Genomic DNA, 24,077 nt, shown 5'->3' on the forward strand with positions numbered 1-24,077 from the left:
CAGGGCACGTGCTAAGCGAAGGGCCCTCGACCCCGAGGAGGCTCTCGCTCCGCATGAAAGCATTCATCGCCGCCGCCGCCCTCGCCCTTGGCCTTCCGGCCTTCGCCCAGCAACAGCAGGAGGCGAAGCCGCTGAGTCCCGGGCGGGAGGCGCTGGCCATCCCCTACGAGAAGTACACGCTGCCCAACGGCCTGGAAGTCCTGCTCGCGCGCGACCCGAAGCTGCCCGTGGTGGCCGTCAACATCTGGTACCACGTGGGCTCCTATGACGAGCAGCCGGGCCGCACCGGCTTCGCCCACCTCTTCGAGCACATGATGTTCCAGGGCTCCAAGCACGTGCCGGACGACGTGCACATCGCCCTGCTCGAGCAGCTGGGCGCCACGGACCTCAACGGCACCACCAACTTCGACCGCACCAACTACTTCGAGACCGTGCCGAGCAACCAGCTCGCCACGGCGCTCTGGCTCGAGAGCGACCGCATGGGCTTCCTGCTCGACGCGCTCGACGAGAAGAAGCTGCGCACCCAGCAGGAGGTGGTGAAGAACGAGCGCCGCCAGAGCGTGGAGACGCGCCCCTATGGCCTCGCGCAGGAGAAGCTCTGGCAGGCGCTCTTCCCCGCGCCCCACCCGTACTTCGGCAAGGTCATCGGCTCCATGGCGGACCTGGACGCGGCCACCGTGGACGACGTGAAGGCCTTCTTCCGCACCTGGTACACGCCCGCCAACGCCACGCTCGCCATCGTGGGGGACTTCGACCCCCAAGAGGCGCGCGCCCTGGTGGAGAAGTACTTCGCCACGCTCCAGGGCAGCCCCAAGCCCGCGCGGCCCCAGGTGGCCCCCCTCGTCCGCGCCCAGGAGCAGGTCATCCGCCATGACGAGAAGGTGGGCACGCTGCCCCTGGTGGTGATGTCCTGGCTCACGCCGCCCTACCTGAGCACGGGGGACGCCGTCGCGGACGTGCTCGCCAACGTGCTCGGCACGGGCAAGTCCAGCCGGCTCTACAAGCACCTGGTGGTGGACAAGGGCCTCGCGCAGAGCGTGAGCGCGTCCCAGCAGAGCCTCGGCGCCCAGTCCGTCTTCTCCGTGGAGGCCGTGGCCCGGCCCGGCGTGTCGAGCGACGCGCTCGCGCGGGAGTTGGACGCGGTGCTCGACACCGTGCGCCGCGAGGGGCCTTCCGCCGCGGAGCTCGACCAGGCCCGCACGCGCTTCGAGACGCAGATGCTCGCGGGGTTGCAATCCGTGGGCGGCTTCGGCGGCAAGGCCGACACGCTGCAGACCTACAACCACTACCACGGCGACCCGGGCTTCCTCATGGGAGACCTGGAGCGCTACGACGCGGTGACGCCCGAGGCGGTGCGCGACTTCGCCCGTGAGTACCTCAAGCCTGGCGCGCGCGTGGTGCTCCACGCCGTGCCCGCGCAGCCCAAGGAGAAGCCCTGATGCGCCGCCCATTGCTGGCCCTGTCCACCCTGGCGGTGCTCACCGCCTCCGCCTGCCGCACGGCCCCCGCGCCCGTGCCCGAGGCGCCCCCGTCCGCGCCCTCCGCCGAGGCCGCGCCCTCGCCCTCGGACGCCGAGGCCTTCCGCGCCCGGCCTCCCGAGCCCGGTGAGTCACCCGCGCTGGTGCTGCCGAGGTTCGAGCGGGCCCAGCTCGACAATGGCCTCACGGTGCTGGTGAGCACCCGCCGGGAGCTGCCGCTCATCTACGTGGGCGTGAGCTTCGCGGTGGGCGGCGCGGGAGACCCCCAGGGCAAGTGGGGGCTCGCGGACCTCACCTACAAGACGATGCTGGAGGGCGCGGCGGGCAAGGACACGCTCGCCCTGGACCAAGCCTTCCAGAACCTGGGCGTGTCGCCCGGGGTGAGTGTCTCCTCGGACGGGGCGAACCTGGGCGTGCGGGTGCTCTCGCGCAACGCGGACGAGGCGCTCGCGCTCCTCACGGAGGTGGTGCGCCGGCCCACGTTCGCGGCCAAGGACTTCGAGCGGCGCAAGAAGTTGCAGCTCGCCGAGCTGGTGCGCGCCCTGGGCAGCCCGGGCTTCCTCGCGCAGCAGGCCTACCTGCGCGGGGTGTTCGGCCCCTCGCACCCCTATGGCCACCCCGTCAGCGGCCTGCCCGCGACGGTGGAGGCGGTGACGGCGCGCGACGTGAAGGCCTTCTACGAGGCGCACGTGGGCCCGCGCACCACGGCGCTGGTGATGACGGGGGATATCACCCTGGAGCAGGCGGTGGCGCTGGCCAAGAAGTCCTTCGGGGACTGGAAGGGCAAGGCGGTATTGCCGCCGGTGCCGCCCGCGCCCCCCACGCCGAAGCGCACCCAGGTGGTGTTCGTCCCCAAGCCGGGGTTGGACCAGACAGTGGTGGTGCTGGGCCGGCCGGGCATCGCCGCGGGCAACCCGGACGAGGCCGCGCTGGAGCTGGCCACCACGGTGTTCGGCGGCTTCTTCGGCAGCCGGTTGAACATGAACCTGCGCGAGGACAAGGGCTACAGCTACGGGGCCAACGCCAGCTCGGACCCGCGGCTGGGCGTGGGGCCGCTGACGGCCTCGTCCTCGGTGCGCGCGGACGTGACGGGCGCGGCGCTCACGGAGTTCTTCAACGAGCTCAAGGGCCTGCGCGAGCGGCCCATCTCCGCGAAGGAGCTGGAGTCGGCGCGCGAGGGCCTCATCCGCGGCTTTCCGGGCAGCTTCGAGTCGGTGGAGGGCCTGGGGGCGAGCGCGTCGGCGCTCTTCACGCTGCGCCGGCCGCTGGACGAGTTCGAGCGCACGGTGGAGGGGCTGCGCAAGGCCACGCCCGCCGAGGTGCAGCGGGTGGCCGAGGCCTACCTGAGCCCCGACACCCTGCAGGTGGTGCTGGTGGGAGACCCCGAGGCCGTCCAGAAGCAGGTGGAAGGACTGGGGCTCGGCCAGTGGGTGACGGAGAGCCCCGGGAAGGCTCCGGCCGCCAGCCGCTAGGAGCGCTCGGGCACGTCCTCGTCTTCCTCGGACTCCGTGCGGCCCCGGCCCTGTCGAGCGAACTCATCGGCCTCGTCGATGGGGCTGCGGATGTCGGCGACGGGGCCCCCCACGGGGCCGTCACTGTCGAGGGAGAACTTGGCCTCCTCGGTGGGGTGGATGGCATCGGCGGCGTAGAGGGGCCGCGTGTCATCCGCCTCCTGGCCCCGCTCGACCCGATCCTTGTTGAAAGAGGGCGTGCTTCCGCTCCGCGCGTTCTTCCCCGGCTTGTCGCTCCTGGCCATGGTGAGGCCTCCCCTTGATGGACGATGTCCTCCAATGTGCGGTGGACTCGAGGCCAATGGCTAGCCGGGAACGGTGGAGGAGGGGCCCGCCCGCCTGACCGCCGAGGAGCCTTATCGGAACGTGTTGTTCGAGGCGCGGTCCCCCGCGAGCCAGCGCGCCAGCTCGCGGTGTGCCTCGCCGCGGCGGGCCCGCGCCGCCTCGGGCGTCACGGCCTTCGGATCGTCGTAGGTGAATTCGACGATCATCCCGTTCGGGTCCTCGATGTAGAGCGACCGGCAATAGCCGTGCTCGAGCACATACATCTTGGGCTCGGAGTAGCCGGCGGCCCGCAGACGCCGCTCGATGCCGTCTTGCACCTCCCGGTCGACATTCAGCGCGATGTGGTGGAACGGCGAAGGCGGCATTCTCGGTCCGAAGAGCTCCTGATCCGAGGGCTTCTCGAACTGGAAGAACGCGAGCGCGCTCCCATCCCCGAGCTCGAAGAACACATGGCAGTAGGTGCGCACGGCGCCGAAAAGCTCGTCCGACTCACACCAGGTCGCCACGAGCGGCAGGCCGATCACGTCCTCGTAGAACCGCCGCGTCGCCTCGAGATCCCGAGTCACATAGGCCGTGTGATGAAGTCTGCTGGGCGTCTTCACGTGGATGCTCATGGGTCCGCTCCTTCTATCGCGTTCACCCCACGCCAGCGAATCCTGGCGGATCTCAGAGGTGGCTGCTCAGGGCCCCCATCTGGGGCTTGTCCACGCCGCTCGTCGGTTCGAGCGAGAAGAAATAGCTGCCCCACCAGGGACCACCGGCCCAGTACGTCCACCCGAGGTAGACATCCGAGTTCGCCTCGAGGTGGTCCAGGATGTTGTCGACGGCGCTCAGGCAGACCGAGTCCGTTCCGCCCGCGAACTCGCCCAGGAAGCCCTTCTTGCCGTTGGCGCGCAGCCAGTTCGTGAAGGACTGCATCCGCTGCGCGCCGATGGTCGCGCTCACGCAGGAGGCCTGGGTGCCCGAGGAGTCGCTGTCCAGGTACTGGTGGACCTCGAAAGCGTAGTTGTTGCCCGGATCCTTGACCTGCAACATCACCGTGGCGTTGGACGTGCCGTACCAGCTCCCGGTCCACGAGTGGGCGCCGGTCCACGCGTTGCCCGGCACGAGGATGAGGTTGGTGGCACCGGTGTTGCGAATGGCCTGGATGGCGGCGTTGGCGGCGCCCAACCACTGCTCGGTGGGCATGCTGTAGGGCTCGTTCATGAGACCGAAGATGACCTTCGGGTTGCTCTTGAACTCATTGGCCAGACGCGACCAGAAGTCGGCGAAGTCGGCATTGGGGACGCCCGCTCCGACGACGGCGCCGGCATAGCGCGCGTAGTTGTGCGGATCCAGGATGACGACCGCGCCCTTGCCCAGGAGCCGGTTCACGGTCGTCTTGAGCCGGGTGAGCTCCGCGGCGTCGAAGGCGGCCTTGCGCGTGCGCTGCAATCGCTCCCACTTGAAAGGCAGACGGAACGTCGTCATGCCCTTGCTGATGTAGTAGTCCGCCGTGGTGTAGTTCGAATACGCCGGATCCGGGTAGACATAGGTGGTGCCGTGCGTGCCCGGCAGCGCCGAGCCAAACTCCGCCCCCGCGAGGTTGATGCCCCGGTACGGCAGGGGCCCGGCCAGCGCGGCATCACTCACGCGGGCTTCCGGCTCGGGCGCCATGGGCGGCTCCTCGCTCGGTCCACCACAACCCCAGAGTATTGAACCCAGGGTGAGCCAGCCCATCAGACGGTTGTTCTTCATGCGTCCTCCTCGAGGTGGGGAGGAGCATCCATGCCCTCTCTCTTCCAGAGAGTCAAGCAACACGGGGAATACGAGAACTATCCGCGAATACTGCACCTGGCGGCCGAGCGTCCCATGTCAGGGCTTGCCGAGGTGGCGCTCCAGCACCGCCGCCTGGGACAGCGGGACGAATGAAGGCTCGATCTGGTAGGCGGTGTTGATGTTGGGAGACGTCACACGCTCCCAGGTGCCCGTCGTCCACATCGCCGCGCCCATGCCCACGCGGAGATGGTGTCGGAGATGGTGTCAAAGGATTCGAAACCCGGAGAGCGGAGATGGTGTCGGAGATGGTGTCAAAGGAGTAACCGTTCACCGCATTGGCTTGGTTGAAGAGGAGCCGGGCTAGACGTGACCGGAAAAGTGGTGCTGGACAAGAGGACGTCTGGCGTGGTGTAGCCAGGGCATGGTGGAGGTGGATGCCCGAGACGCACGGATAGCGCAGCTGGAGAAACGGCTGGAGGCAGCGCTGGAGCGTATCGCGCAGTTGGAGGAGGAGAATGAAAGGCTGCGCGAGGAGAATCGATGGCTCAAGGAACGGCTGGGGCTCAACTCGAGCAACTCCTCCAAGCCGCCCTCCTCGGATGCCCCAGGCACTCCGCGCCAGAGCAAGAGGCCCACGGGCCGCCGTCCCGGAGGCCAGCCTGGGCACAAGAAGCATGAGCGCGCGCTGCTGCCGCCCGAGGACGTGCAGCACGTCGTGGAGTTGGTGCCCAGGGAGTGCCGGGGTTGCAAGGGGCGACTGAATGGGCAGGACACCGCGCCCCGGCGTCACCAGGTGGTGGAAGTGCCGCCCCTGTCGGCCATTGTCACCGAGTACCGCTGCCATGCACTGCAATGCCCTGGTTGTGGGGTGGTGACGCGCGGGGAAGTGCCCGTGCACGCGCGCAGCGTCTTTGGTGACCGGCTCACAGCGCTCGCCTCGTTGCTGGTGGGCAAGTACCGCTTGTCCAAGCGACTGGTGAAGGACGCTTTGTCAGACATGTTGGGCGTCGAGTTGTCGGTGGGCAGCGTCAGCAACCTGGAGGGCGAGATGTCGGAGGCACTCGCGCCACCGACGGCCGAAGCCCTCGCCTACGTGCAGACCTCGGAGGCGGTCAACGCCGACGAGACGGGGTTTGCACAGGGACGAGAGGGCGGCCGGGCCGGCCGCGCCTGGCTGTGGGTGGTGGCCACTGCGCTGGTAGTGGTGTTCCACATCGCCAGAAGCCGCGGCGGCAAGGTCGCCCGCCAGTTGCTCGGCGCGGACTTCGCGGGCTTCCTCACCACCGACAGGTGGAGCGCCTACGCGTGGGTGGATGCAGGGCTGCGGCAGCTGTGCTGGGCACACCTCACACGCGACTTCCAGGGTTTCATCGACAGGGGCGGCCGGGGTGGGCGGATAGGCAGAGAGCTCATGCGCGAGCGCAACCGCTTCTTCAAGTGGTACCACCGCGTGCGTGACGGCACCCTGTCACGCGAGCGTTTCGAAGAGCGCATGCGCGGCGTGGAACGCAGAGTCGGCCAACTGCTGCGCGAGGCGGCACTGCGGGCAGAGAAGAAGACGGCCGGCATGGCCCGGGAAATCCTCCAGTGGGAGAAGTGCCTCTGGACGTTTGTCGATGTGCCGGGCCTCGAGCCCACCAACAATTTCGGCGAGCGCTGCATCCGGCACGCCGTCATGTACAGGAAGACGTCCTTCGGCACGCAGAGCGAGGAGGGCAGCCGCTTCGTGGAGCGCATATTCACCGCCACCACCACCCTCAAGCTGCAGGGCCGTGACGTGCTCGCCTTCCTGACCGAGACCCTCGCCGCGCACCGCCGCGGCCTGCGCGGGCCTTCGCTCCTCCCCTCCGCGCCCGAACCTCAGCTCGCGCTCACCGCCTGAGCTGGTGAACGGTTACTCAAAGGATTCGAAACCTGGAGAGCGGAGATGGTGTCAAAGGATTCGAAACCCGGAGATGGTGTTGGAGATGGTGTCAAAGGATTCGAAACAAGGGGCCTGAGCGAGAACGAGGCTCGGGCGTGGACGGGTAACCGGAGATGGTGTCAAAGGATTCGAAACCCCGGAGATGGTGTCCGGAGATGGTGTCAAAGGATTCGAAACCCGGAGAGCGGAGATGGTGTCAAAGGATTCGAAACCCGGAGATGGTGTCCCGGAGATGGAGTCAAAGGATTCGAAACAAGGGGCCTGAGCGAGAACGAGGCTCGGGCGTGGACGGGTAACCGACCGCTCTTCAAGTCTTTCCGAGGACCTGGCGCTGGCCCACGGGGTGCAATCCTGCCTGGCGGATTGTGCGCGGGGGTTGGGGATGGGCTGGCCGCTGAGGATGTTCCAGGAGGAGGGCTTCTATTTCGTTACGTCCAGGTGCTTCCAGGGACGGCTGCTGCTGCGTCCCAGCGCGGAGGTGAACGAGGTGGTGGGTGGCGTGCTGGCACGAGCCGTCCAGCAGAGCGCCGGCAATGTACGGCTGCACGCCTTCACCTTCGCCTCCAACCACTTCCACCTGCTGGTGTGGGCCCGGGGGGCAGCGCTCGCCGGTTTCATGCAGTATCTGCGCGCCAACCTCTCCAGGAAGGCAGGGCGGCTGGTGGACTGGAGTGGGGGTTTCTGGGAGAGGCGCTATTCAGCCGAGCCGGTACTGGACGACGAGGCGCTGGTAGGCCGGTTGCGCTACGTGCTCGCCCATGGAGTGAAGGAGGGCCTGGTGGAGAGGAGCGCCGAGTGGCCGGGCCTCACGTGCCTGCCTCAGTTGCTGGGCCCGGCTCGGCGTGTGTTCCAGTGGTTCAGCTGGACGAAGCGCTGGAGCAAGAGGGGGAGCGAGGACTTGGCGGCGGAGGAGGGGCGCTTCGCCAAGGAAATCGCCGAGCCAGTGGAGTTGCTGGTGGAGCCCCTGCCATGTTGGAAAAGGCTGGGGGAGGAGGAACGGCAGCGTGCGGTGCGGGCGTTGGTGGAGGCGGTGGAGTCCGAGGCTCGCGCACGGGACAAGCCGGTGTTGGGGGCGCGAGCCGTGAGGGCACAGCACCCCCATACCCGGCCCGAGCACCTCAAGCACAGCCCGCGGCCGCTGGGGCATGCCTCCACGCGTCAGGCACTGAATGAATTGCGCGAGCAGTACCGGGCCTTCGTCGCGGCATTCCGAGAGGCGGCGGCTCGGTGGATGTGGGGGGACTTCTCAGCCCCACCCCTTTCAAGGTCGAATAGTGGCTCGCCACCTTTATGGTTTAGACAGGGCGGATGAGGGCGCATCAGTGAAGCTGGGCAGACCATCAGACATAGCCATGCCATGAAGCGCCCGGCGCTGCGGTGCTACTGGTCTCTTGCCTGCCTTGGTTGGCCTCCGTCTGCTGTTCAGGAGATTTTCTCGCCCTTGAGCACACGTGCTGTTGCCACATGCTTGCGCGCCACCTCTCCCGGTACATAGCCTTTCTTCACCTTCTTCTTGGCGGCGCGGGGATGTTTGCGCAATGTGGAAGGCTTCACCTTCTTCGCTAGCTCCAGCAGGAGCTCACTCAACTGCTCCGCGCTCCGTACCTCCTGTCCGCTCCAGTCCTCCGGCTCCACCACCATCATCATTCCTCCGTAAGCGAACTTCACTTCGGCGGCAATGTAATAGGTGGACACCTGCATATTGGCAGCCTCCAGGTCATGGCTGGCTTCCACCGCGGTTTTCACCACCGATAACACATTGTAGGCCAGTACCGCCACCCCAAAGGCCAGCAGCGCCGCTCGTGGTCTCCCCAAACTCCGCACCTCGCTCTCGAGCACGGCCTCCAACTCTCCAAACATCCCTTCAATCGTCCAGCGCTTCCTGTACAGCTGCGCTACCTCCACGGCGCTCAGTTTCTCCTCGGGCACGTTCGTGAGCAGCCGAATGGCTGTTTCCCCGTCTTCTGTTGGCTCCTCCAACTCCACTTCAATCCGTCTCAACTCCAACGGCTCTTCCCCCTCCACTCGCACTGCCTGCTCGTACACACGTCCCGCTGGCCCTCGGCCTACTTCCCTCCGCTCCCCCAGCGCGGTCGGATTGGGCGACACGCCGTGCTCTCGGATGATGAAGGCCGCTCTCTTTTCATGCACCGCGCGCAGAATCCGGCTCGTGGAGAAGTTCCTGTCCGCCAGCCACAATTCTCCCTCCCGCACTCGCTCCAACACCGGCCCCATCAACGCCCGCTCTTGTGCATGCGCGTCTTCAGCCGGCAGCACATCCACCACCAGGCTCAACTCCGGCGCATACACCACCAACGACTGTCCGGGCAGCGCAGCTCCTCGGAATTCTCTCAACGGTTTGAGCCGCTTCTCACTGGCGGGGAGGTGATTGCCATCCAAGACTCGCACCTGGTAACCCGCCGCCCACGGCCCCTGCTTCTTCATGGGCCGCACCACGGGCAACAACCTCTCCGCGCTCCCTTGCACCAGGGCTCGCACCACCTGGGGCTCGGTGTGATTGACTTTGTCGTAGAGCGCCGCCAGCGAGACGGTCAAGTCCGGGTCGGACTGCGCCGCGGCGTGCAGCGACGGTCGCAGTCCCAGCGCCACCACTCCCATCAAATCCACTACCGAGGAGAAGAGCAACTCGCGCGTGTACTGCTGCTCTCGGTTCGCTTCGAATACCTCATCAATCCATTGCGAACTCAGGGCATGCTCAAGCGTGCGGCGCACCATCACCGTGACGGGACTGCGCTGCGTGAAACGCTCCATGATTGCCTTCAAGGCCACGTTTGTTCCTCCGCGATGGGGCGCGAGGAATTTGCCTCGACCGTCCGGCTCCCCGGACCCACTTCCGCCCAGGTGGGCTTTCACCCTCCCACCTGACCGCTAGGGTAGCACCCTCCACATGACCTTGAAAGTGGTGCTTCTCAGCCCCCTTTCCGCCCTTCTCCTTCCCACCGCGGGTCGTGCTAGGTCGCGTAGCTCGAATTCTTTGACACCCCTCTCGAGGACGCTGGCCGAGGACGCTGGCTGGCGGGGGCGGCGGTGGTGGACTCGGCGGGGGAAGAGGTGGAGCTTGCCCGATGGCCACTGGCGCCCATCCCCGCGAATGGTGCCGGTGCCGTCGTGGTGGGCATTGAGAGGGACCGCGCTCAAGCTATGGGAAGCACAGGAGCCGCGCACCGTCACCCTTGAGAACGTCACCTTCCCCGAGGGGAAAGCGCAGGGGCCCTGAGTGCGGCCAGCGCGAACCGTGCCGAGCCTCAAGGGGTAGCGCGCCCACCGATCTCCGGGAAGCGCTCGTAGGCCCGTTTAAGCGCGTCCAGGTGCGCGGGGTTGTCCAGGTCGAGCGGCGCATCGGTGAGTTGCACGACCCATCCACCCGTCGCGGTACGCCGTGAGCGTGACAGCAGCTCCACGTCCCGGGCGGGGTCCGGAAAGCCGATGGCCCGTGCGGCAGCGGCCGACCAGTAGTTCAGCCAACCGAGGCGATGCGGAATCTCAGGCGAGCGGATGTTCCATGGGAGCTTCAGCGCTGGCAGCCCTCGGGGCGGAGGCTGCGGATTCGCCGCCCAGTTTTTCGTCTGGCGCGCAATATCCACTCCCGCGTTGAACGGCGTTGCGTGCCCCCAGAAGGCGCGAGCACCCTCCGCTATGGCTTCCAGCACCTCCGCTGCCGCCGCGATGCCGTCTACGGCCAGAGGCAACACCGCATGAATATCGAGCTGGGATTGGCCACCCGGCGAGCTGCCCGCCGGTAGTTCCAATCCAGTCACCGTGACCCGGAAGTCATCATCCCCGTTGCGGAGGAGCGGAAATCCACGCCCGTTTGGCCTCCCTCGGGCGAGAAATGCCTCGCGCTGCGGCACTGGGATGCGCTTCCCCTCGCTAGAAATCGTCCACGCCAAGCGCAAGCCAGGGAGCGCACGCTCCATTCCATGAACAACGGCCAGAGGGCGGCCATCGTTGCCCACGAGTTCAGGTGCATGAACGGTAATGGCAATTTCATTTTCTTGTGTGGCTGGCATCTCAGCACCACTCCATAACTACGATGACTCCATCGAGCTCCGGGGCCGTGCGTTCCAGTGCGGCTTTGTGTGCGGGGCTCCTCACGCCGACCCGGAAGTCAAATCCACAAGCCAGAGCGAGGGCGCGCTCATGCCGCAATTTTTCCACCTGACTCTCGACCACGATTTCTCGAAGGTCGGGCGGGTACGTGTCGAAGTTGTCAGTCTTGACTTCCCAGAGCGTGCGCGTGGCCAGTTGCAGCGCGTCGAAGTTTTTCCCATTCACGAACACATCCCCGCCGGGGAAACTGTTGTTCGGAATTCTGTCGGCGCACTTGTTGTGCAGTTTGTTACCGCCAAGGTGGTACGGCACTGGGACGGGCTCGCACCTGGGGCGATCTCGCTCCGAGGTCTCGGGTGGCTCCAGAGGAGGGAAATCCGGTCCTTTTGGCTCCGGCTTCGGCCTTTTTTTCGGCGAGGGTTTCTGCGGAGCGATCTGCGTTTCAGGCACGGGCCGCGTTTCTGGCACAGGGCGCGTTTCTGGCGCGGGCCTTGTTTCTGGCGCGGGCCTCACTTTCTCGGGATCGCCCCAGCTCAGCTCATACACATCCAGCGCTTCCTTGATGGCGAAGCCCACCACCACCACGCCCGCGACGATTATCGTTCCCACGACGATCTCCGGCGCCGCCAAGACACAGAGTCCGACGCCCACTGCCGCACCTGCGGAGGCGACCGCACATCGTCCCGTGGTGTCGTGAAATTCGATCCGGTCATGGTCCAGAGCATGAAAGCACCGCTCCGCCAGTTCGGACCAGGGCTCAGAAGCTTCGCGGACGGCGCACCGCCCCCCGTCCGTCCACGGCAGCGTCGCCGCTCGCTGGAGATTGGCGAGCCTTGGGTCTCTGGCCGCTGGCTCTCTTGGGCTTGGGGGGGTCGTCGTACAGGCTGAGAGAAAGAGCAGAAGTGCGATGCATGCTCGGAGACGCATGGCCGAGTCCTCCCTTGGAGCTAGTGGACTGTAAACGAAGTTATTGGACATAGTCGCGAGGGATGAATAGCTCCCGGAGATGGTGTCAAAGGATTCGAAACAAGGGGCCCGGAGATGGTGTTGGAGATGGAGTCAAAGGATTCGAAACAAGGGGCCTGAGCGAGAACGAGGCTCGGGCGTGGACGGGTAACCGACCGCTCTTCAAGTCTTTCCGAGGACTTGGCGCGCGGAGATGGTGTCAAAGGATTCGAAACCCGGAGATGGAGTCAAAGGATTCGAAACAAGGGGCCTGAGCGAGAACGAGGCTCGGGCGTGGACGGGTAACCGACCGCTCTTCAAGTCTTTCCGAGGACCTGGCGCTGGCCCACGGGGTGCAATCCTGCCTGGCGGATTGTGCGCGGGGGTTGGGGATGGGCTGGCCGCTGAGGATGTTCCAGGAGGAGGGCTTCTATTTCGTTACGTCCAGGTGCTTCCAGGGACGGCTGCTGCTGCGTCCCAGCGCGGAGGTGAACGAGGTGGTGGGTGGCGTGCTGGCACGAGCCGTCCAGCAGAGCGCCGGCAATGTACGGCTGCACGCCTTCACCTTCGCCTCCAACCACTTCCACCTGCTGGTGTGGGCCCGGGGGGCAGCGCTCGCCGGTTTCATGCAGTATCTGCGCGCCAACCTCTCCAGGAAGGCAGGGCGGCTGGTGGACTGGAGTGGGGGTTTCTGGGAGAGGCGCTATTCAGCCGAGCCGGTACTGGACGACGAGGCGCTGGTAGGCCGGTTGCGCTACGTGCTCGCCCATGGAGTGAAGGAGGGCCTGGTGGAGAGGAGCGCCGAGTGGCCGGGCCTCACGTGCCTGCCTCAGTTGCTGGGCCCGGCTCGGCGTGTGTTCCAGTGGTTCAGCTGGACGAAGCGCTGGAGCAAGAGGGGGAGCGAGGACTTGGCGGCGGAGGAGGGGCGCTTCGCCAAGGAAATCGCCGAGCCAGTGGAGTTGCTGGTGGAGCCCCTGCCATGTTGGAAAAGGCTGGGGGAGGAGGAACGGCAGCGTGCGGTGCGGGCGTTGGTGGAGGCGGTGGAGTCCGAGGCTCGCGCACGGGACAAGCCGGTGTTGGGGGCGCGAGCCGTGAGGGCACAGCACCCCCATACCCGGCCCGAGCACCTCAAGCACAGCCCGCGGCCGCTGGGGCATGCCTCCACGCGTCAGGCACTGAATGAATTGCGCGAGCAGTACCGGGCCTTCGTCGCGGCATTCCGAGAGGCGGCGGCTCGGTGGATGTGGGGGGACTTCTCAGCCCCCTTTCCGCCCTTCTCCTTCCCACCGCGGGTCGTGCCAGGTCGCGTAGCTCGAATTCTTTGACACCCCTCCTGACACCCCTCCTGGACCACTCTGAGCCGCTGGCCCGACTTCAGGTGGAACGCGATTCCTGTGCCCGCTTCAATCCTCTGAAGGTTCATAGCTCTGATCTCCATAGGTCCGATCGCACAATCGTGTTGCGTCTCCGAGAAGCTCCGTCAGGGCGAGTGTCGGGGAAAGAACCCGGACCACGTGCTCAAGCTTGTGCTGGGGTCAGCGCGCGCCGGTAGTGCATGGCGACCGCGCCGCAGCGGAGCGGCATCGCCGAGACCAGCTCGAGCCGTCGTGTGCTGGGCAGACCGCTCTGGTACAGGGTCGGGCCGTGGCCGGCGATCCTGGGGTGGACGAGGAACTTGTACTCGTCGATCAGATCCAGTCGGTCCAGCTCGGTCGCGAGCTTGCCGCTACCGAGGAGCACGCCGGACGGGGTTGCATCCTTGAGCTTCTGCACAGCCGTGCGTAAGTCGCCAACGATGTGGTGGCTATTGGTCCACGGGAAGTCCTTTCGCGTCGACGACACCACGTACTTTGGCTTGTCCTCCAGCTTGAGTGCCCACTCGCGCATCGCTGGCGGCGCCGACTCATCGCCCCGGGCGACCGCCGGCCAATAGCTCTCCATCATCTCGTAGGTGACGCGGCCCCACAGCATCGCCCCGCCCTCGTCCATGAGGCGGGTGAAGAAGGCGTGTGTCTCGTCGTCGGCGATTCCCTCCTGGTGGTCGACGCAGCCGTCCAGGGTGACGTTGATGCTGAAGGTCAAGAGTCCCATGCGGCCAGTTTAAGCACACAGCGGGCTGAATCATGGCTCGAACAATGCGAGTACGTCTCGCCCTTCGGGCAGCGGTCCTCCAAAGCGCACGTGCACGTCCACGATCCGAATCTTCCGCTCCCCGGCTTCTCCGAATTGAAGCCGACAGGACATGCCCACCGAGAGGCCAGCGTCCGACGTGGCCGCCCATGAATCGGAGCGCTCACCACGTCCGCCATGTTGCACGTATGTCGCAGGAGACTGCGGAATGACCTGGAACAGAGCGGGACAGGAGGGGACGCGGCGGGATGACGACTCCGAATCATTCCGGGCGGTTACGAGGTAAGGGCGCGATTCTGCTGGGAGTTTCGCACCGCCCGGCGTGGGTTCGATTCCCGCCGATTCCACAGCTTGCTCCCGAGAGAAGTGGGGGGCGCTGGCGGAGTGTGTGGCTCGGGCCCTGGCTGTGCAGGTGCTGGCCATGCCCGGGTTCACACCGGACTTGTGAAGCCAGTCACACCCTCTCTTTCTCAATCATGCCGCGACGCTTCAGGTCAGGCGCCGCGGCGAGTCACTCACTTGCTCCAACAGGTGGCGTACGCGGTCCGTCCGCACTGGGCATTGGCGTAGCTCTGGCACTGGCCGTAAGCCACGACGCCCGCGCCCACCGCGGACCATTGGGGCGCGCTGCTGGTGCACTTCCAGGTACACAGGCGCGCGCCCGAGTCCCAGCCTTCACACACCGCGCCCTGGGTCGTGCCGAGCTGCTCCTGGGCGTCCATCTCCTCGGGGAGTGGACCGCCACAGGCGGCGAGGAGGACACCAGACACGAGGCCAAGCAGCAGGGTCTTCATCTTCATGGAGCAATCCTTGGGGGAGGAGGGTTCACAGGGGTGGGATGGGGGTGCTCACTTGCTCCAGCACGCGCCATACGCGGTCCGTCCACACTGGCCGTTGGCGTATTCCTGACACTGGCCGTAGCTCACCGTGGCCGAGGTCGTCCACCACGTGGAGTAGCTGTAGCACTGGAAGGAACACTTGCGCGCGCCCGAGTCCCAGCCCTCACACAGGGCGCCCTGGGTCGTGCCGAGTTCCTCCGCCGGTGCCTGGGCGTCCTCGGGCTCGGGGCCACCACACGCGGTGATCATCAGGCCAGACACCAAACCCAGCATCAGCATCTTCATGTGGAGTTCCCCTCTGGAGGCGCCGCTGGAATCGGGCGCGGCAGCGGGTTCCTCTCATAACAAAAGATTTCCGGTTTTACAATGAAGAAGGCATTTTCTGCTTTATGTGGAAATTCAGGATGAGGTAAGGCGAAGGCGCACCTCGCCAGGGGACGCGGCGGGATGGTTCGATTTCCCGCCGCCTCCACACGAGAAGAGTGATTGCGGTCGCTTCCCGGCACGCCCGGTCAGCCGTGTTCCCAGGCCTTCCGTAAAGCGTCGAGCGCCAGGCTCCGCATGCTGAAGCGGGTTTTTTCCTCCGGCGTCATCTGGGCGAAGGTCTTGTCCGCGCCCTCGGGCTGGAAGATCGGATCCCAGCCAAAACCCGATTGGCCGACGGGACGGACGATGCGGCCTCGGACCGTGCCCTCGAAGAAGCGCAGCGACAGGCCGGTGGCGGACGGCTCGAGCAGGCCAATCCAGGTCGTGGCGCGGGCCTGGAGGTTGCCGCGCGCCGCGGCCACGTCGGCCAGCCCCTCCAGCCCCAGCGAGCCGTCGGCGATGAACCATTTGATGAGGGGGCCGGGCAGCCCCCCGAGGGCATCGAGGGACAGCGAGGTGTCCTCGACCATCAGCCGCTGCCCGGGCAGCAGCCGGGTGGCTTCGAGCAGCTTGGCCTCGATGACCCGCCGGGGATCGACACTCTGGATTTCCGGCAGGTCCACATCCCAGGCCCGCACCTCGGGCAGGGCGGCCTGGATTTCGCGCAGCTTGCCGGCATTGCCGGTGAGGAAGAGGAGCTGGGGTGCCGCCTTGGCGTTCTTCATGGACCCGGCACTTTACAGAGAGGGCTTCCGTACCGGGATGCGAACCGCCCCGGGCGTTGAGATGGAGCCTCAGGAGGGTGGCTCCCACGTCGCGACCCGCCGCGCCCGCTCAGCTCGCGGCCTGGCTCTTGGTGAAGGGCGAGTATGCGAACTTGATGTCGACCAGTCCGAACCCTCCCTGCTCCTTCCCCTGCAATCCGACAATGGCGTGGTCCTTGGGGACCTCGCACTCACGGATGTGAATCTTGCTCGACTCGCCTTCGTTGTTTTCGGTGAGCCAGTCGGTCACGCACCCCGCCATCCCTTCCTGGCACAGGACATGGAACCGGATGTCGGTAATGCCATACCCTTCTTCCTCGCGGACCTCCACCTTGAAGATCCGGCACTCGGGATCGAAGAATTGCTGCCGGTAATTGGTAGGCGAGTCGTCGCCCATGTTCTTGGAGGTCCAGAAGGTCTCCTTCTCATGCGCCTTGTCGCCATCGAGCAGTCGTGCGTTGATGACGCCGTACTTGTCCTGCTCGCGCACCTCGATGCCATTGGCGAACCGCCGTGGGTCGACATGCACCTCGGTCTGCCACTCTCCCCGGTCGTTTCCAGTGATGCCCTTGGTCCACTCGACGTTGGCGCGCGCGGGGTTGGACGGGGGGGACTCCTCGTACTTCACGTGAGTGCCCCCGGCGGCCTTGTAGTATTCATCTCCGTCTGGGTTGTAGATGTGCTTGCCATCCGGAGTGATGTAGTACCTGTCGCCTTTTTCGTCGAAGCGGATCGCGTGGCAGAGCTTGCTGCGCTCGTAGATCTGGTTGGTCCTCTTCATCCGCTCGAACTCATCCTGGCTGATCTTCCTGAGGGTGAGGGGCTTCAACTTGGCCGGATTCTCCCGACCGTTGTTTTCATTGATATCCATGCCCCCCTCGGCCACGAACACGACATCATGATGCCCCCAGATGTCCGTCCATTCCGTGTCCGCGGAACCACGGTCCACGACGAAGTCGCGGACGTTGATGCCGAGCGCAACGATGTCGACGGCAAACGCGGAGGCACCCACCCCGGCCTCGACCGTGCCCGCCACGAACCCCAGCGCCGTGGATGCTCCCGTCACCGCGCCGACCGCCATGCCAAGCCCCACGACCGAGAGACCGATCGCGATCAGATCCAGCGAGGCGAGCCCGATGAGTTCCGCCACCCGGCTCCAGTTCGAATGGTAGAGGTCGTCTCGCTTGAGGCAGTAGTTCACCTTCAGCGTGTACTGGACCGCTGGGCTCGCGCTGTGGACGAAGAACTCGGTCGGGTTGATCTTGTTGCGCCAACTGGAGTTGACGCCAGCGTATACCGCCGTGGAGTTGATCGGGACATTCGTCTTGTTGATGATCGTGATCGAAGCCATGGGGGTTCTCCATTTGTAAAGGCCAACACGCACACGCAACCCAGCAACCAGACCACTTAAGCCCAACCCACCATCACGGTGAAGGACGCAACACATGGGTTCGGCTTGTTCGTGAGAAAACCACCACCTGGGTTCTAAACCCTACCTTCTGGTGGTACGCATTGGACAGAACGCAAGGGAACACATACCTGGTGCGGAGAGGCAGCCGCGGGTCACTGACGAGTGGCCGCGGGGCCGTGGGCCATGTCAGCCCCAGGTGCTAACAGGCGCGAGCGGCAGCTCGGCGACCACTCCACATCGCCGAGCGCCTTGACGCTCTCGACATCCTCCTGGGTGAACCCTCGAAGCTCATCGACGTCGACGGCGGGCGCCACCTCGGTCTCCGTCTTCAGTGCGGGCGGCGTCGCCGGCTTCGACGGGGACGGCGGAGGTACGGCCTCGGGCCGCGGGACGGCCGCCGACGAATGCCGCCAGGTGCTCGCCGGTCAGCGTCGACCCCGCCGCCACCAGGTGGGCCGGGGTGCCTTCGAACACGATCCGCCCTCCGTCGTGGCCCGCGCCCGGCCCGAGATCGATGATCCAGTCGGCGTGCGCCATCACCGCCTGGTGGTGCTCGATCACGATGACCGACTTGCCGGAGTCGACCAGCCGGTCCAGCAGCCCGAGCAGCTGCTCGAGGTCGGCCAGGTGCAGCCCGGTGGTCGGCTCGTCGAGCACGTAGACGCCGCCGTCGGCCCCCATGTGCGTCGCGAGCTTGAGCCGCTGCCGCTCTCCACCCGACAGCGTGGTGAGCGGTTGGCCGAGCCGCAGGTAGCCGATCCCCACGTCGGCCATGCGTTTCAGGATCGCGTGCGCGGCCGGCGTACGCGCCTCGCCGGCGTTGAAGAAGCCGACCGCCTCTTGGACGGGCAGGTCGAGCACCTCGGCGATGTTGAGCCCGCCGAGCCGGTATTTCAGCACCGCCGCCTGGAAGCGTCGGCCCTCGCAGTCCTCGCAGATCGTGGTGACGCCGGCCATCATCGCCAGGTCGGTGTAGATCACCCCGGCGCCGGAGCAGGTCGGACAGGCGCCCTCGGAGTTGGCGCTGAACAGGGCGGGCTTCACCCCGTTGGCCTTCGCGAACGCCTTGCGGATCGGCTCCAGCAGATCGGTGTACGTCGCTGGGTTGCTCCGCCTCGAGCCCCGGATCGGGGTCTGGTCGACCGACACCACCCCGGCCTGGTTACACACCGAGCCGTGGATCAGCGAGCTCTTGCCCGACCCCGCCACGCCGGTCACCACCACCAGCACGCCGAGCGGGATGTCGACGTCGACGCCCCGCAGGTTGTGCGTGCGGGCGCCACGCACCTTCATCACCCCCGACGGCTTGCGCACCGACGGCTTCAGGGCGACCCGGTCATTCAGGTGACGCCCGGTGAGCGTGCCGCTGGCGCGCAACCCCTCCACGGTGCCCTCGAAGACCACCTCGCCGCCGGCGGTGCCAGCGCGGGGGCCGAGGTCCACGATGTGGTCGGCGATCGCGATCGTCTCCGGCTTGTGCTCGACCACGAGGACGGTGTTGCCCTTGTCGCGCAGCCGCAGCAGCAGGTCATTCATCCGCTGGATGTCGTGGGGGTGCAGCCCCACCGTCGGCTCGTCGAAGACGTAGGTCACGTCGGTGAGCGACGACCCGAGGTGGCGGATCATCTTGGTCCGCTGCGCCTCACCCCCCGACAGCGTGCCGGATGGCCGGTCGAGGCTGAGGTAGCCCAACCCGATCTCCACGAACGAGTCGAGCGTCTCCCGCAGCGTCGCCAGCAGGGGCGCGACGGACGGCTCGTTCAGCTCCCGCACCCATCTGGCCAGGTCGTTGATCTGCATCGCGCAGGCGTCGGCGATGTTGATCCCCTTGATCTTGGAGGACCGGGCGGCCTCGCTGAGCCGGGTGCCACCGCACTCGGGACAGGCGGTGAAGGTGACCGCGCGCTCCACGAAGGCGCGGATGTGCGGCTGCATCGAGTCGACGTCCTTGGACAGGAACGACTTCTGGATGCGCGGGACGAGGCCCTCGTAGGTGAGGTTCATGCTCTCGACCTTCACCTTGGTCGGTTCCTTGTAGAGGAAGTCCTGGCGCTCTTTCTGGGTGTACTTCCGGATCGGCTTGTCCGGGTCGAGGAAGCCCGAGGCCGAGAAGATGCGCACCTGCCAGCCGTCGACCGTGTAGCCGGGGATCGTGATCGCCCCCTCGTTGAGCGACTTGCTGTCGTCGTACAACTGGGACAGGTCGATGTCGGAGACCGAGCCCATGCCCTCGCATCGCGGGCACATGCCGCCGGTGAGGGTGAATTCGCGCTTCTCGGTCTTGCCCTCGCCCTTCTCGACCGAGATCTGACCGGCCCCGCGGACCGACGGGACGTTGAAGGAGAAGGCGTTGGACGAGCCGATGTACGGCTTGCCGAGGCGGCTGAACAGCACCCGCAGCATCGCGTTGGCGTCCGTCGCGGTGCCGACCGTCGACCGGGAGTTGGCACCCATGCGCTCCTGATCGACGATGATCGCGGGCGTCAGTCCTTCCAGGACGTCGACCTCGGGCCGAGCCAGTGTCGGCATGAATCCCTGCACGAACGTGCTGTAGGTCTCGTTGATCAACCGCTGCGACTGCGCCGCGATGGTGCCGAACACCAGCGACGACTTGCCCGAGCCGGAGACGCCGGTGAACACCGTCAGCCGCCGCTTGGGGATCTCGACGCTGACGTCCTTCAGGTTGTTCTCGCGAGCGCCCTGGACGCGGATCAGGTCGTGGCTGTCCGCGGGGTGTGGATTGGAAGAGGCCATGGTCGAACTCTCAATCGGCGCGTCGCCCGGCGCGCCATCTGGTGGAATACGGCAGCACGAACAAATACAGACCGGTGAACAGGAGCAAGGCGAGCGGAGGCAGCGCCAAGAAGCTCACCCAGACGGGGGGCGCCTCCCGTCCCAAGGCGACGATATTGACGATGACGGCCACCGTGAAGGCAATGGACAGCCAGCGATGGATTTCCCGAATCCATTTGTTCCAGTTCAATGCGATCTCCTCTGTTCAGTTCGCGATGGTGCGCTCTTGCCGGTGGGCGTCATCAATCCATTTCCTCCAGCAGTCGCTCGAGGCGATCGATGTGCTCCGTCCAGAAGGCGCGGTAGTGCGCGATCCAGTCGATGAGTGGCTTCATCCCGCGCGGCTCCACCCGGTAGTAGACACAGCGCCCCTCGCGCCGGCCGTTCACCAGGCCGGCGTCTTTCAACGTGGCGAGGTGCTGCGAGACCGCCGGCTGAGAGATGTCGAAGCGCGCCGTGAGGTCCTTCACCGCCGCTTCGCCCCGCGTGAGCGACTCGAAGATCGCCCGGCGGCTGGGGTCCGCCAGTGCCTGGAAGATCTTGTTTTCGGCCACGACCGCGCTTTGCATGCACGACGCATAAGCTGACGCTTATGGGTTGTCAAGCGCGCGGATCGGGCTCGTCTTCAAGGTCATGTGGAGGCAGCGGTCAGGTGGGACGGTGTGGAGAGAGCAGGAACCGGATTTCCGAAACGCAATGCCTTGACGCCCGGAATCAGCCACCGCTCTCCGTGAACCGTCCAGTCCCCTGACGGAGGGAGGCGGACCCTGGTCTCACGAGGCAAGCCGATGATTTTCCATGCGGAGAGATCTCGGAATGTTGACTGCTCGGCCGCTCACCAGACGAGCTGAAACGCACTCTGGGCGCGAGCTTGTCTGTTCATGGGCAGACAGCCATATCAGAAGCGAGCATTCGCGGTAATGCCGTCTTTTCGATGGGCCGTGAGTGCTCGTGTCGTGGCATCCAACCCAGACGCAGCGGTTCCGTGGGGACGGGAGTCCGAGAGGTTTCGGGCTCTGGACGACCCCGCGTTGAGAACGAACGACAAGGAGGAGTCCATGAGGAAGGGTCTTGGTATTGTGGGTATGTCCGTGCTCGGAGCGGTGCTCGCCGCGGGGTGTGGCGGCTCCATGCAGCAGGACACGGAGGAGGCGCCCCTCAGCGGCTCCGTCCAGGGCGGGGAGCAGCCCGCGTCCATCCCTCCGGAGGAATCCGCGCGGGAGCCGGACGATGAGGCTTCGGGTCGCGTCGGGGCGGAAGCCTCGTGCTGCCATGTCCAGTGCGGAGACGGGAACTGGTATGGGCCGTTCAAGAGCGTCAAATACAACAACTGCGCGACCTACGGCAGATACTACTGCCCGGCCTATAGCCATGGCGGCTACGTGAACAATCAATGGAGGGCCTGCTCGCTGTAATCCCGTCACACGACTGACTCATTCATTCACGCTTCAATGATACGTCCATGGAGAAGAACATGAAGAATGGATTCAAGGAACTGGGTCTGGTGTTGCTGGGAACGCTGCTGATGGCCGGCTGCGGCGGGCCGGCCTCGGAGCCCACCCAGGACATGCCCGCGCCCGCGGAGGGCGACAACGCCTCGGCCGGTCCGCGAGAGTCGGTGGCGGACGACTCCCAGTTGCCGGGGTTCGAGAAGACGCTCCCGGGGACCGTGTCCGCGCAGACGGCGTGCTGCTACGCCAAGTGCTCCGACCAGAAATGGCATGGTCCGCTCAAGCACGTGACGCCCGGCAATTGCATCACCTACTCCAAATACTGGTGCGCCAACCATAATCTGAAGTACGTGGGCGCCAAGTGGGATGATTGCTAGTCCCCGCGCGAACACTCCGGGCGGCCTCCGCGCCGCCCGGGATGTCGCACCGCTCCCGGGCTGGCGTAGAAAGAAGGCCGCGCCGTGAACCCCGAGGAGACGAACATGCCGCCCGCCGACACATCCCTCATCCCCTGGTGGAAGGACGCCGTCGTCTATCAAATCTATCCCCGCAGCTTTCAGGACAGCGATGGCGACGGGGTGGGGGACCTGCGCGGCATCCTCCGGCGGCTCGACTACCTCAAGCGCCTGGGCGTGGACGTGCTCTGGCTCTCGCCCATCTTCGCCTCGCCCAACGACGACAACGGCTACGACATCTCCAACTACCGCGCCATCATGCCCGAGTTCGGCACCATGGCCGACTTCGAGGAGCTGCTGCGCGAGGCCCACGCCCGGGGCCTGAAGATCATGCTCGACCTGGTCGTCAACCACACCAGCGACGAGCACCCCTGGTTCATCGAGTCGCGCTCCAGCCCCCAGTCGGACAAGCGCGACTACTACGTCTGGAGGAAGGGCGTGGACGGCCAGCCGCCCAACCACTGGCAGTCCTTCTTCAGCGGCTCCGTCTGGGAGAAGGACGCGGCCAGCGGCGAGTACTACCTGCACCTGTTCAGCCGCAAGCAGCCGGACCTGAACTGGGAGAACCCCACCGTGAGGCGCGAGGTGTACGACATGATGCGCTTCTGGCTCGACAAGGGCGTGGATGGCTGGCGCATGGACACCATCAACATGCTCAGCAAGCCCCAGGACTTCCCCGAGGGCCGGCCCATCCCCGGCACGCGGCTCACCGAGGGCCAGCCGCTGTTCCTCAATGGCCCGCGCATCCACGAGTTCATCCAGGAGATGCACCGCGAGGTGCTCGCGCACTACGACGTGATGACGGTGGGCGAGACGCCCGGGGTGTCTCCCGCCGAGGGCGCCCTGTACTGCGGCGCCGGGCGCGGCGAGCTCAACATGGTCTTCCACTTCGAGCACGTGTTCCTCGGCGATGACACCGCCGAGCGCGGCAAGTGGAGCAACCCCCCCCTGGCCCTGCCGGACATCAAGCGCGTGCTGGCGCGCTGGCAGACGGGCCTGCACGGGCGCGGGTGGAACAGCCTGTACTGGGACAACCACGATCAGCCCCGCGCCGTGTCCCGCTTCGGCAATGATCGCGAGTTCCGCGTGGAGAGCGCGAAGATGCTCTGCACCGTGCTGCTGTTCATGCAGGGCACGCCCTACATCTACCAGGGCCAGGAGCTCGGGATGACGAACGTGTCCTTCGAGAGCCTGGACCACTACAAGGACATCGAGACGCGCAACGCCTACAAGGTGCTGCGCGAGGAGCACGGCTGGGACGACGCGCGCATCCTCGCGGCCGTGTATGCCCGGGGCCGGGACAACGCGCGCACGCCCATGCACTGGTCAAGTGCTCCCCACGCGGGCTTCACCGAGGGCACGCCGTGGATCGCCCTCAACCCCAACTACCCGGACATCAACGCCGAGGCGGCCGAGGCGGATCCGCACTCCGTCTGGCACCACTACCGGGCCGTCATCGCGCTGCGCAAGGCGCTGCCCGTCGTGCGCGATGGCACCTTCACGCTCCTGGACGCCGAGCATCCCACCGTCTTCGCCTACGTGCGCGAGGACGCCCACACCCGCCTGCTCGTGCTCGGGCACTTCCACGGCGGGTCCCAGACGTGCCGCGTTCCCGCCGCGTTCGTGGACGGGGAGGTGCTCAGCAACAACCACCCGGTCCTGGAGGGCGCGGGCACGGAGGAACTGAGGCTGTTGCCCTACCAGGCGGTGGTGCTCCGGGCGCCCACGCGGACCGGAGTTTCGCGCCCGGAGTGAAGACGGGACCTCTTCGCTCGCGGGATTGTCGGCAGCCATGCGGCACCGCGCACTCAACCGTGCCAGGGCCGCTCCCTCGGGGCTCCCCCGCCCTTGGCCTCTTTTCTCATCCATTGAGAGCAATCCCTGTCCCCACGGGGA

Annotated in this window: 23 protein-coding genes; 8 read left to right on the plus strand and 15 right to left on the minus strand. The window is 66.1% G+C overall.

The features are described 5' to 3' along the window. The first annotated feature begins 53 nt into the window (after window positions 1-53). Window positions 54-1,439 (plus strand): M16 family metallopeptidase, encoded by a 1,386-nt coding sequence (locus tag MEBOL_RS16840; protein ID WP_095978395.1) that lies wholly within the window; start codon window positions 54-56, stop codon window positions 1,437-1,439. Next, window positions 1,439-2,950, plus strand: coding sequence for a M16 family metallopeptidase (locus MEBOL_RS16845; protein WP_095978396.1), 1,512 nt, complete (start codon window positions 1,439-1,441; stop codon window positions 2,948-2,950). Before MEBOL_RS16840 ends, MEBOL_RS16845 begins: the two co-directional genes overlap by 1 nt. Here the strand turns inward: MEBOL_RS16845 and MEBOL_RS16850 are convergent. The 4 genes from MEBOL_RS16850 to MEBOL_RS41215 form a co-directional block, all read right to left on the minus strand. Further along, entirely contained in the window at window positions 2,947-3,234 is a 288-nt protein-coding gene (locus MEBOL_RS16850; protein ID WP_095978397.1) for a hypothetical protein, read from the minus strand. The genes MEBOL_RS16845 and MEBOL_RS16850 overlap by 4 nt on opposite strands. A gap of 111 nt (window positions 3,235-3,345) precedes the next feature. Beyond that, window positions 3,346-3,888, minus strand: a complete 543-nt coding sequence (locus MEBOL_RS16855) for a VOC family protein (RefSeq protein WP_095978398.1) — start codon at window positions 3,886-3,888, stop codon at window positions 3,346-3,348. 52 nt (window positions 3,889-3,940) lie between these two features. Then, complete coding sequence (locus tag MEBOL_RS16860) at window positions 3,941-5,011, minus strand: glycoside hydrolase family 5 protein (protein ID WP_095978399.1); 1,071 nt, start codon at window positions 5,009-5,011, stop codon at window positions 3,941-3,943. 117 nt (window positions 5,012-5,128) lie between these two features. Further along, window positions 5,129-5,266 (minus strand): hypothetical protein, encoded by a 138-nt coding sequence (locus MEBOL_RS41215; RefSeq protein WP_157775064.1) that lies wholly within the window; start codon window positions 5,264-5,266, stop codon window positions 5,129-5,131. A gap of 187 nt (window positions 5,267-5,453) precedes the next feature. Between MEBOL_RS41215 and tnpC the strand changes: the two genes are divergently transcribed. Together tnpC and MEBOL_RS16870 are read left to right on the plus strand one after the other, a co-directional pair. Beyond that, window positions 5,454-6,914 (plus strand): IS66 family transposase, encoded by a 1,461-nt coding sequence (gene tnpC, locus MEBOL_RS16865; RefSeq protein ID WP_095977357.1) that lies wholly within the window; start codon window positions 5,454-5,456, stop codon window positions 6,912-6,914. Window positions 6,915-7,338: 424 nt separating this feature from the next. Next, window positions 7,339-8,268: a hypothetical protein gene (locus tag MEBOL_RS16870; protein ID WP_095978400.1), complete on the plus strand. Its 930-nt coding sequence runs from the start codon at window positions 7,339-7,341 to the stop codon at window positions 8,266-8,268. Window positions 8,269-8,378: 110 nt separating this feature from the next. Here MEBOL_RS16870 and MEBOL_RS16875 read toward each other — a convergent pair whose 3' ends face one another. The 3 genes from MEBOL_RS16875 to MEBOL_RS16885 form a co-directional block, all read right to left on the minus strand. Then, complete coding sequence (locus tag MEBOL_RS16875) at window positions 8,379-9,692, minus strand: IS4 family transposase (protein ID WP_095982807.1); 1,314 nt, start codon at window positions 9,690-9,692, stop codon at window positions 8,379-8,381. A gap of 530 nt (window positions 9,693-10,222) precedes the next feature. Further along, a complete protein-coding gene (locus MEBOL_RS16880; protein ID WP_095978401.1) occupies window positions 10,223-10,987 on the minus strand; it encodes a DUF5953 family protein in 765 nt (254 codons plus the stop codon). Between the two features lies 1 nt (window position 10,988). Next, window positions 10,989-11,678, minus strand: a complete 690-nt coding sequence (locus MEBOL_RS16885; RefSeq protein ID WP_342747781.1) for a DUF6310 domain-containing protein — start codon at window positions 11,676-11,678, stop codon at window positions 10,989-10,991. Window positions 11,679-12,364: 686 nt separating this feature from the next. Here MEBOL_RS16885 and MEBOL_RS16890 point away from each other — a divergent pair. Next, complete coding sequence (locus MEBOL_RS16890; RefSeq protein WP_095978403.1) at window positions 12,365-13,297, plus strand: hypothetical protein; 933 nt, start codon at window positions 12,365-12,367, stop codon at window positions 13,295-13,297. Between the two features lie 193 nt (window positions 13,298-13,490). Here the strand turns inward: MEBOL_RS16890 and MEBOL_RS16895 are convergent, their stop codons facing one another. From MEBOL_RS16895 to MEBOL_RS16930, 8 genes are all read right to left on the minus strand, one after another. Beyond that, a complete protein-coding gene (locus MEBOL_RS16895; protein ID WP_095978404.1) occupies window positions 13,491-14,063 on the minus strand; it encodes a dihydrofolate reductase family protein in 573 nt (190 codons plus the stop codon). Window positions 14,064-14,617: 554 nt separating this feature from the next. Then, window positions 14,618-14,902: a hypothetical protein gene (locus MEBOL_RS16900; RefSeq protein WP_095978405.1), complete on the minus strand. Its 285-nt coding sequence runs from the start codon at window positions 14,900-14,902 to the stop codon at window positions 14,618-14,620. Between the two features lie 48 nt (window positions 14,903-14,950). After that, window positions 14,951-15,226: a hypothetical protein gene (locus MEBOL_RS16905; RefSeq protein ID WP_095978406.1), complete on the minus strand. Its 276-nt coding sequence runs from the start codon at window positions 15,224-15,226 to the stop codon at window positions 14,951-14,953. A gap of 227 nt (window positions 15,227-15,453) precedes the next feature. Beyond that, complete coding sequence (locus tag MEBOL_RS16910) at window positions 15,454-16,032, minus strand: non-canonical purine NTP pyrophosphatase (RefSeq protein ID WP_095978407.1); 579 nt, start codon at window positions 16,030-16,032, stop codon at window positions 15,454-15,456. 109 nt (window positions 16,033-16,141) lie between these two features. Further along, on the minus strand, window positions 16,142-17,422 hold the full coding sequence (locus tag MEBOL_RS16915) for a hypothetical protein (protein WP_095978408.1): 1,281 nt from the start codon (window positions 17,420-17,422) through the stop codon (window positions 16,142-16,144). Between the two features lie 348 nt (window positions 17,423-17,770). Next, on the minus strand, window positions 17,771-20,236 hold the full coding sequence (locus MEBOL_RS16920; protein ID WP_245919830.1) for an ATP-binding cassette domain-containing protein: 2,466 nt from the start codon (window positions 20,234-20,236) through the stop codon (window positions 17,771-17,773). A gap of 10 nt (window positions 20,237-20,246) precedes the next feature. Beyond that, window positions 20,247-20,465, minus strand: a complete 219-nt coding sequence (locus MEBOL_RS16925) for a hypothetical protein (protein WP_095978409.1) — start codon at window positions 20,463-20,465, stop codon at window positions 20,247-20,249. A 52-nt stretch (window positions 20,466-20,517) separates the two neighbouring features. Then, window positions 20,518-20,829 (minus strand): ArsR/SmtB family transcription factor, encoded by a 312-nt coding sequence (locus tag MEBOL_RS16930; RefSeq protein WP_245919831.1) that lies wholly within the window; start codon window positions 20,827-20,829, stop codon window positions 20,518-20,520. Window positions 20,830-21,333: 504 nt separating this feature from the next. Between MEBOL_RS16930 and MEBOL_RS16935 the strand changes: the two genes are divergently transcribed. The 3 genes from MEBOL_RS16935 to MEBOL_RS16945 all read left to right on the plus strand — a co-directional run bounded on the left by MEBOL_RS16935 (window position 21,334) and on the right by MEBOL_RS16945 (window position 23,936). Beyond that, window positions 21,334-21,690, plus strand: coding sequence for a hypothetical protein (locus tag MEBOL_RS16935; protein ID WP_157775066.1), 357 nt, complete (start codon window positions 21,334-21,336; stop codon window positions 21,688-21,690). Window positions 21,691-21,749: 59 nt separating this feature from the next. Further along, complete coding sequence (locus tag MEBOL_RS16940; protein ID WP_157775068.1) at window positions 21,750-22,103, plus strand: hypothetical protein; 354 nt, start codon at window positions 21,750-21,752, stop codon at window positions 22,101-22,103. An 84-nt stretch (window positions 22,104-22,187) separates the two neighbouring features. Continuing rightward, window positions 22,188-23,936: a glycoside hydrolase family 13 protein gene (locus tag MEBOL_RS16945; RefSeq protein WP_281256661.1), complete on the plus strand. Its 1,749-nt coding sequence runs from the start codon at window positions 22,188-22,190 to the stop codon at window positions 23,934-23,936. Window positions 23,937-24,077: the final 141 nt, after the last annotated feature.

The sequence above is a fragment of the Melittangium boletus DSM 14713 genome (assembly GCF_002305855.1).
Taxonomy (GTDB): Bacteria; Myxococcota; Myxococcia; order Myxococcales; family Myxococcaceae; genus Cystobacter; species Cystobacter boletus.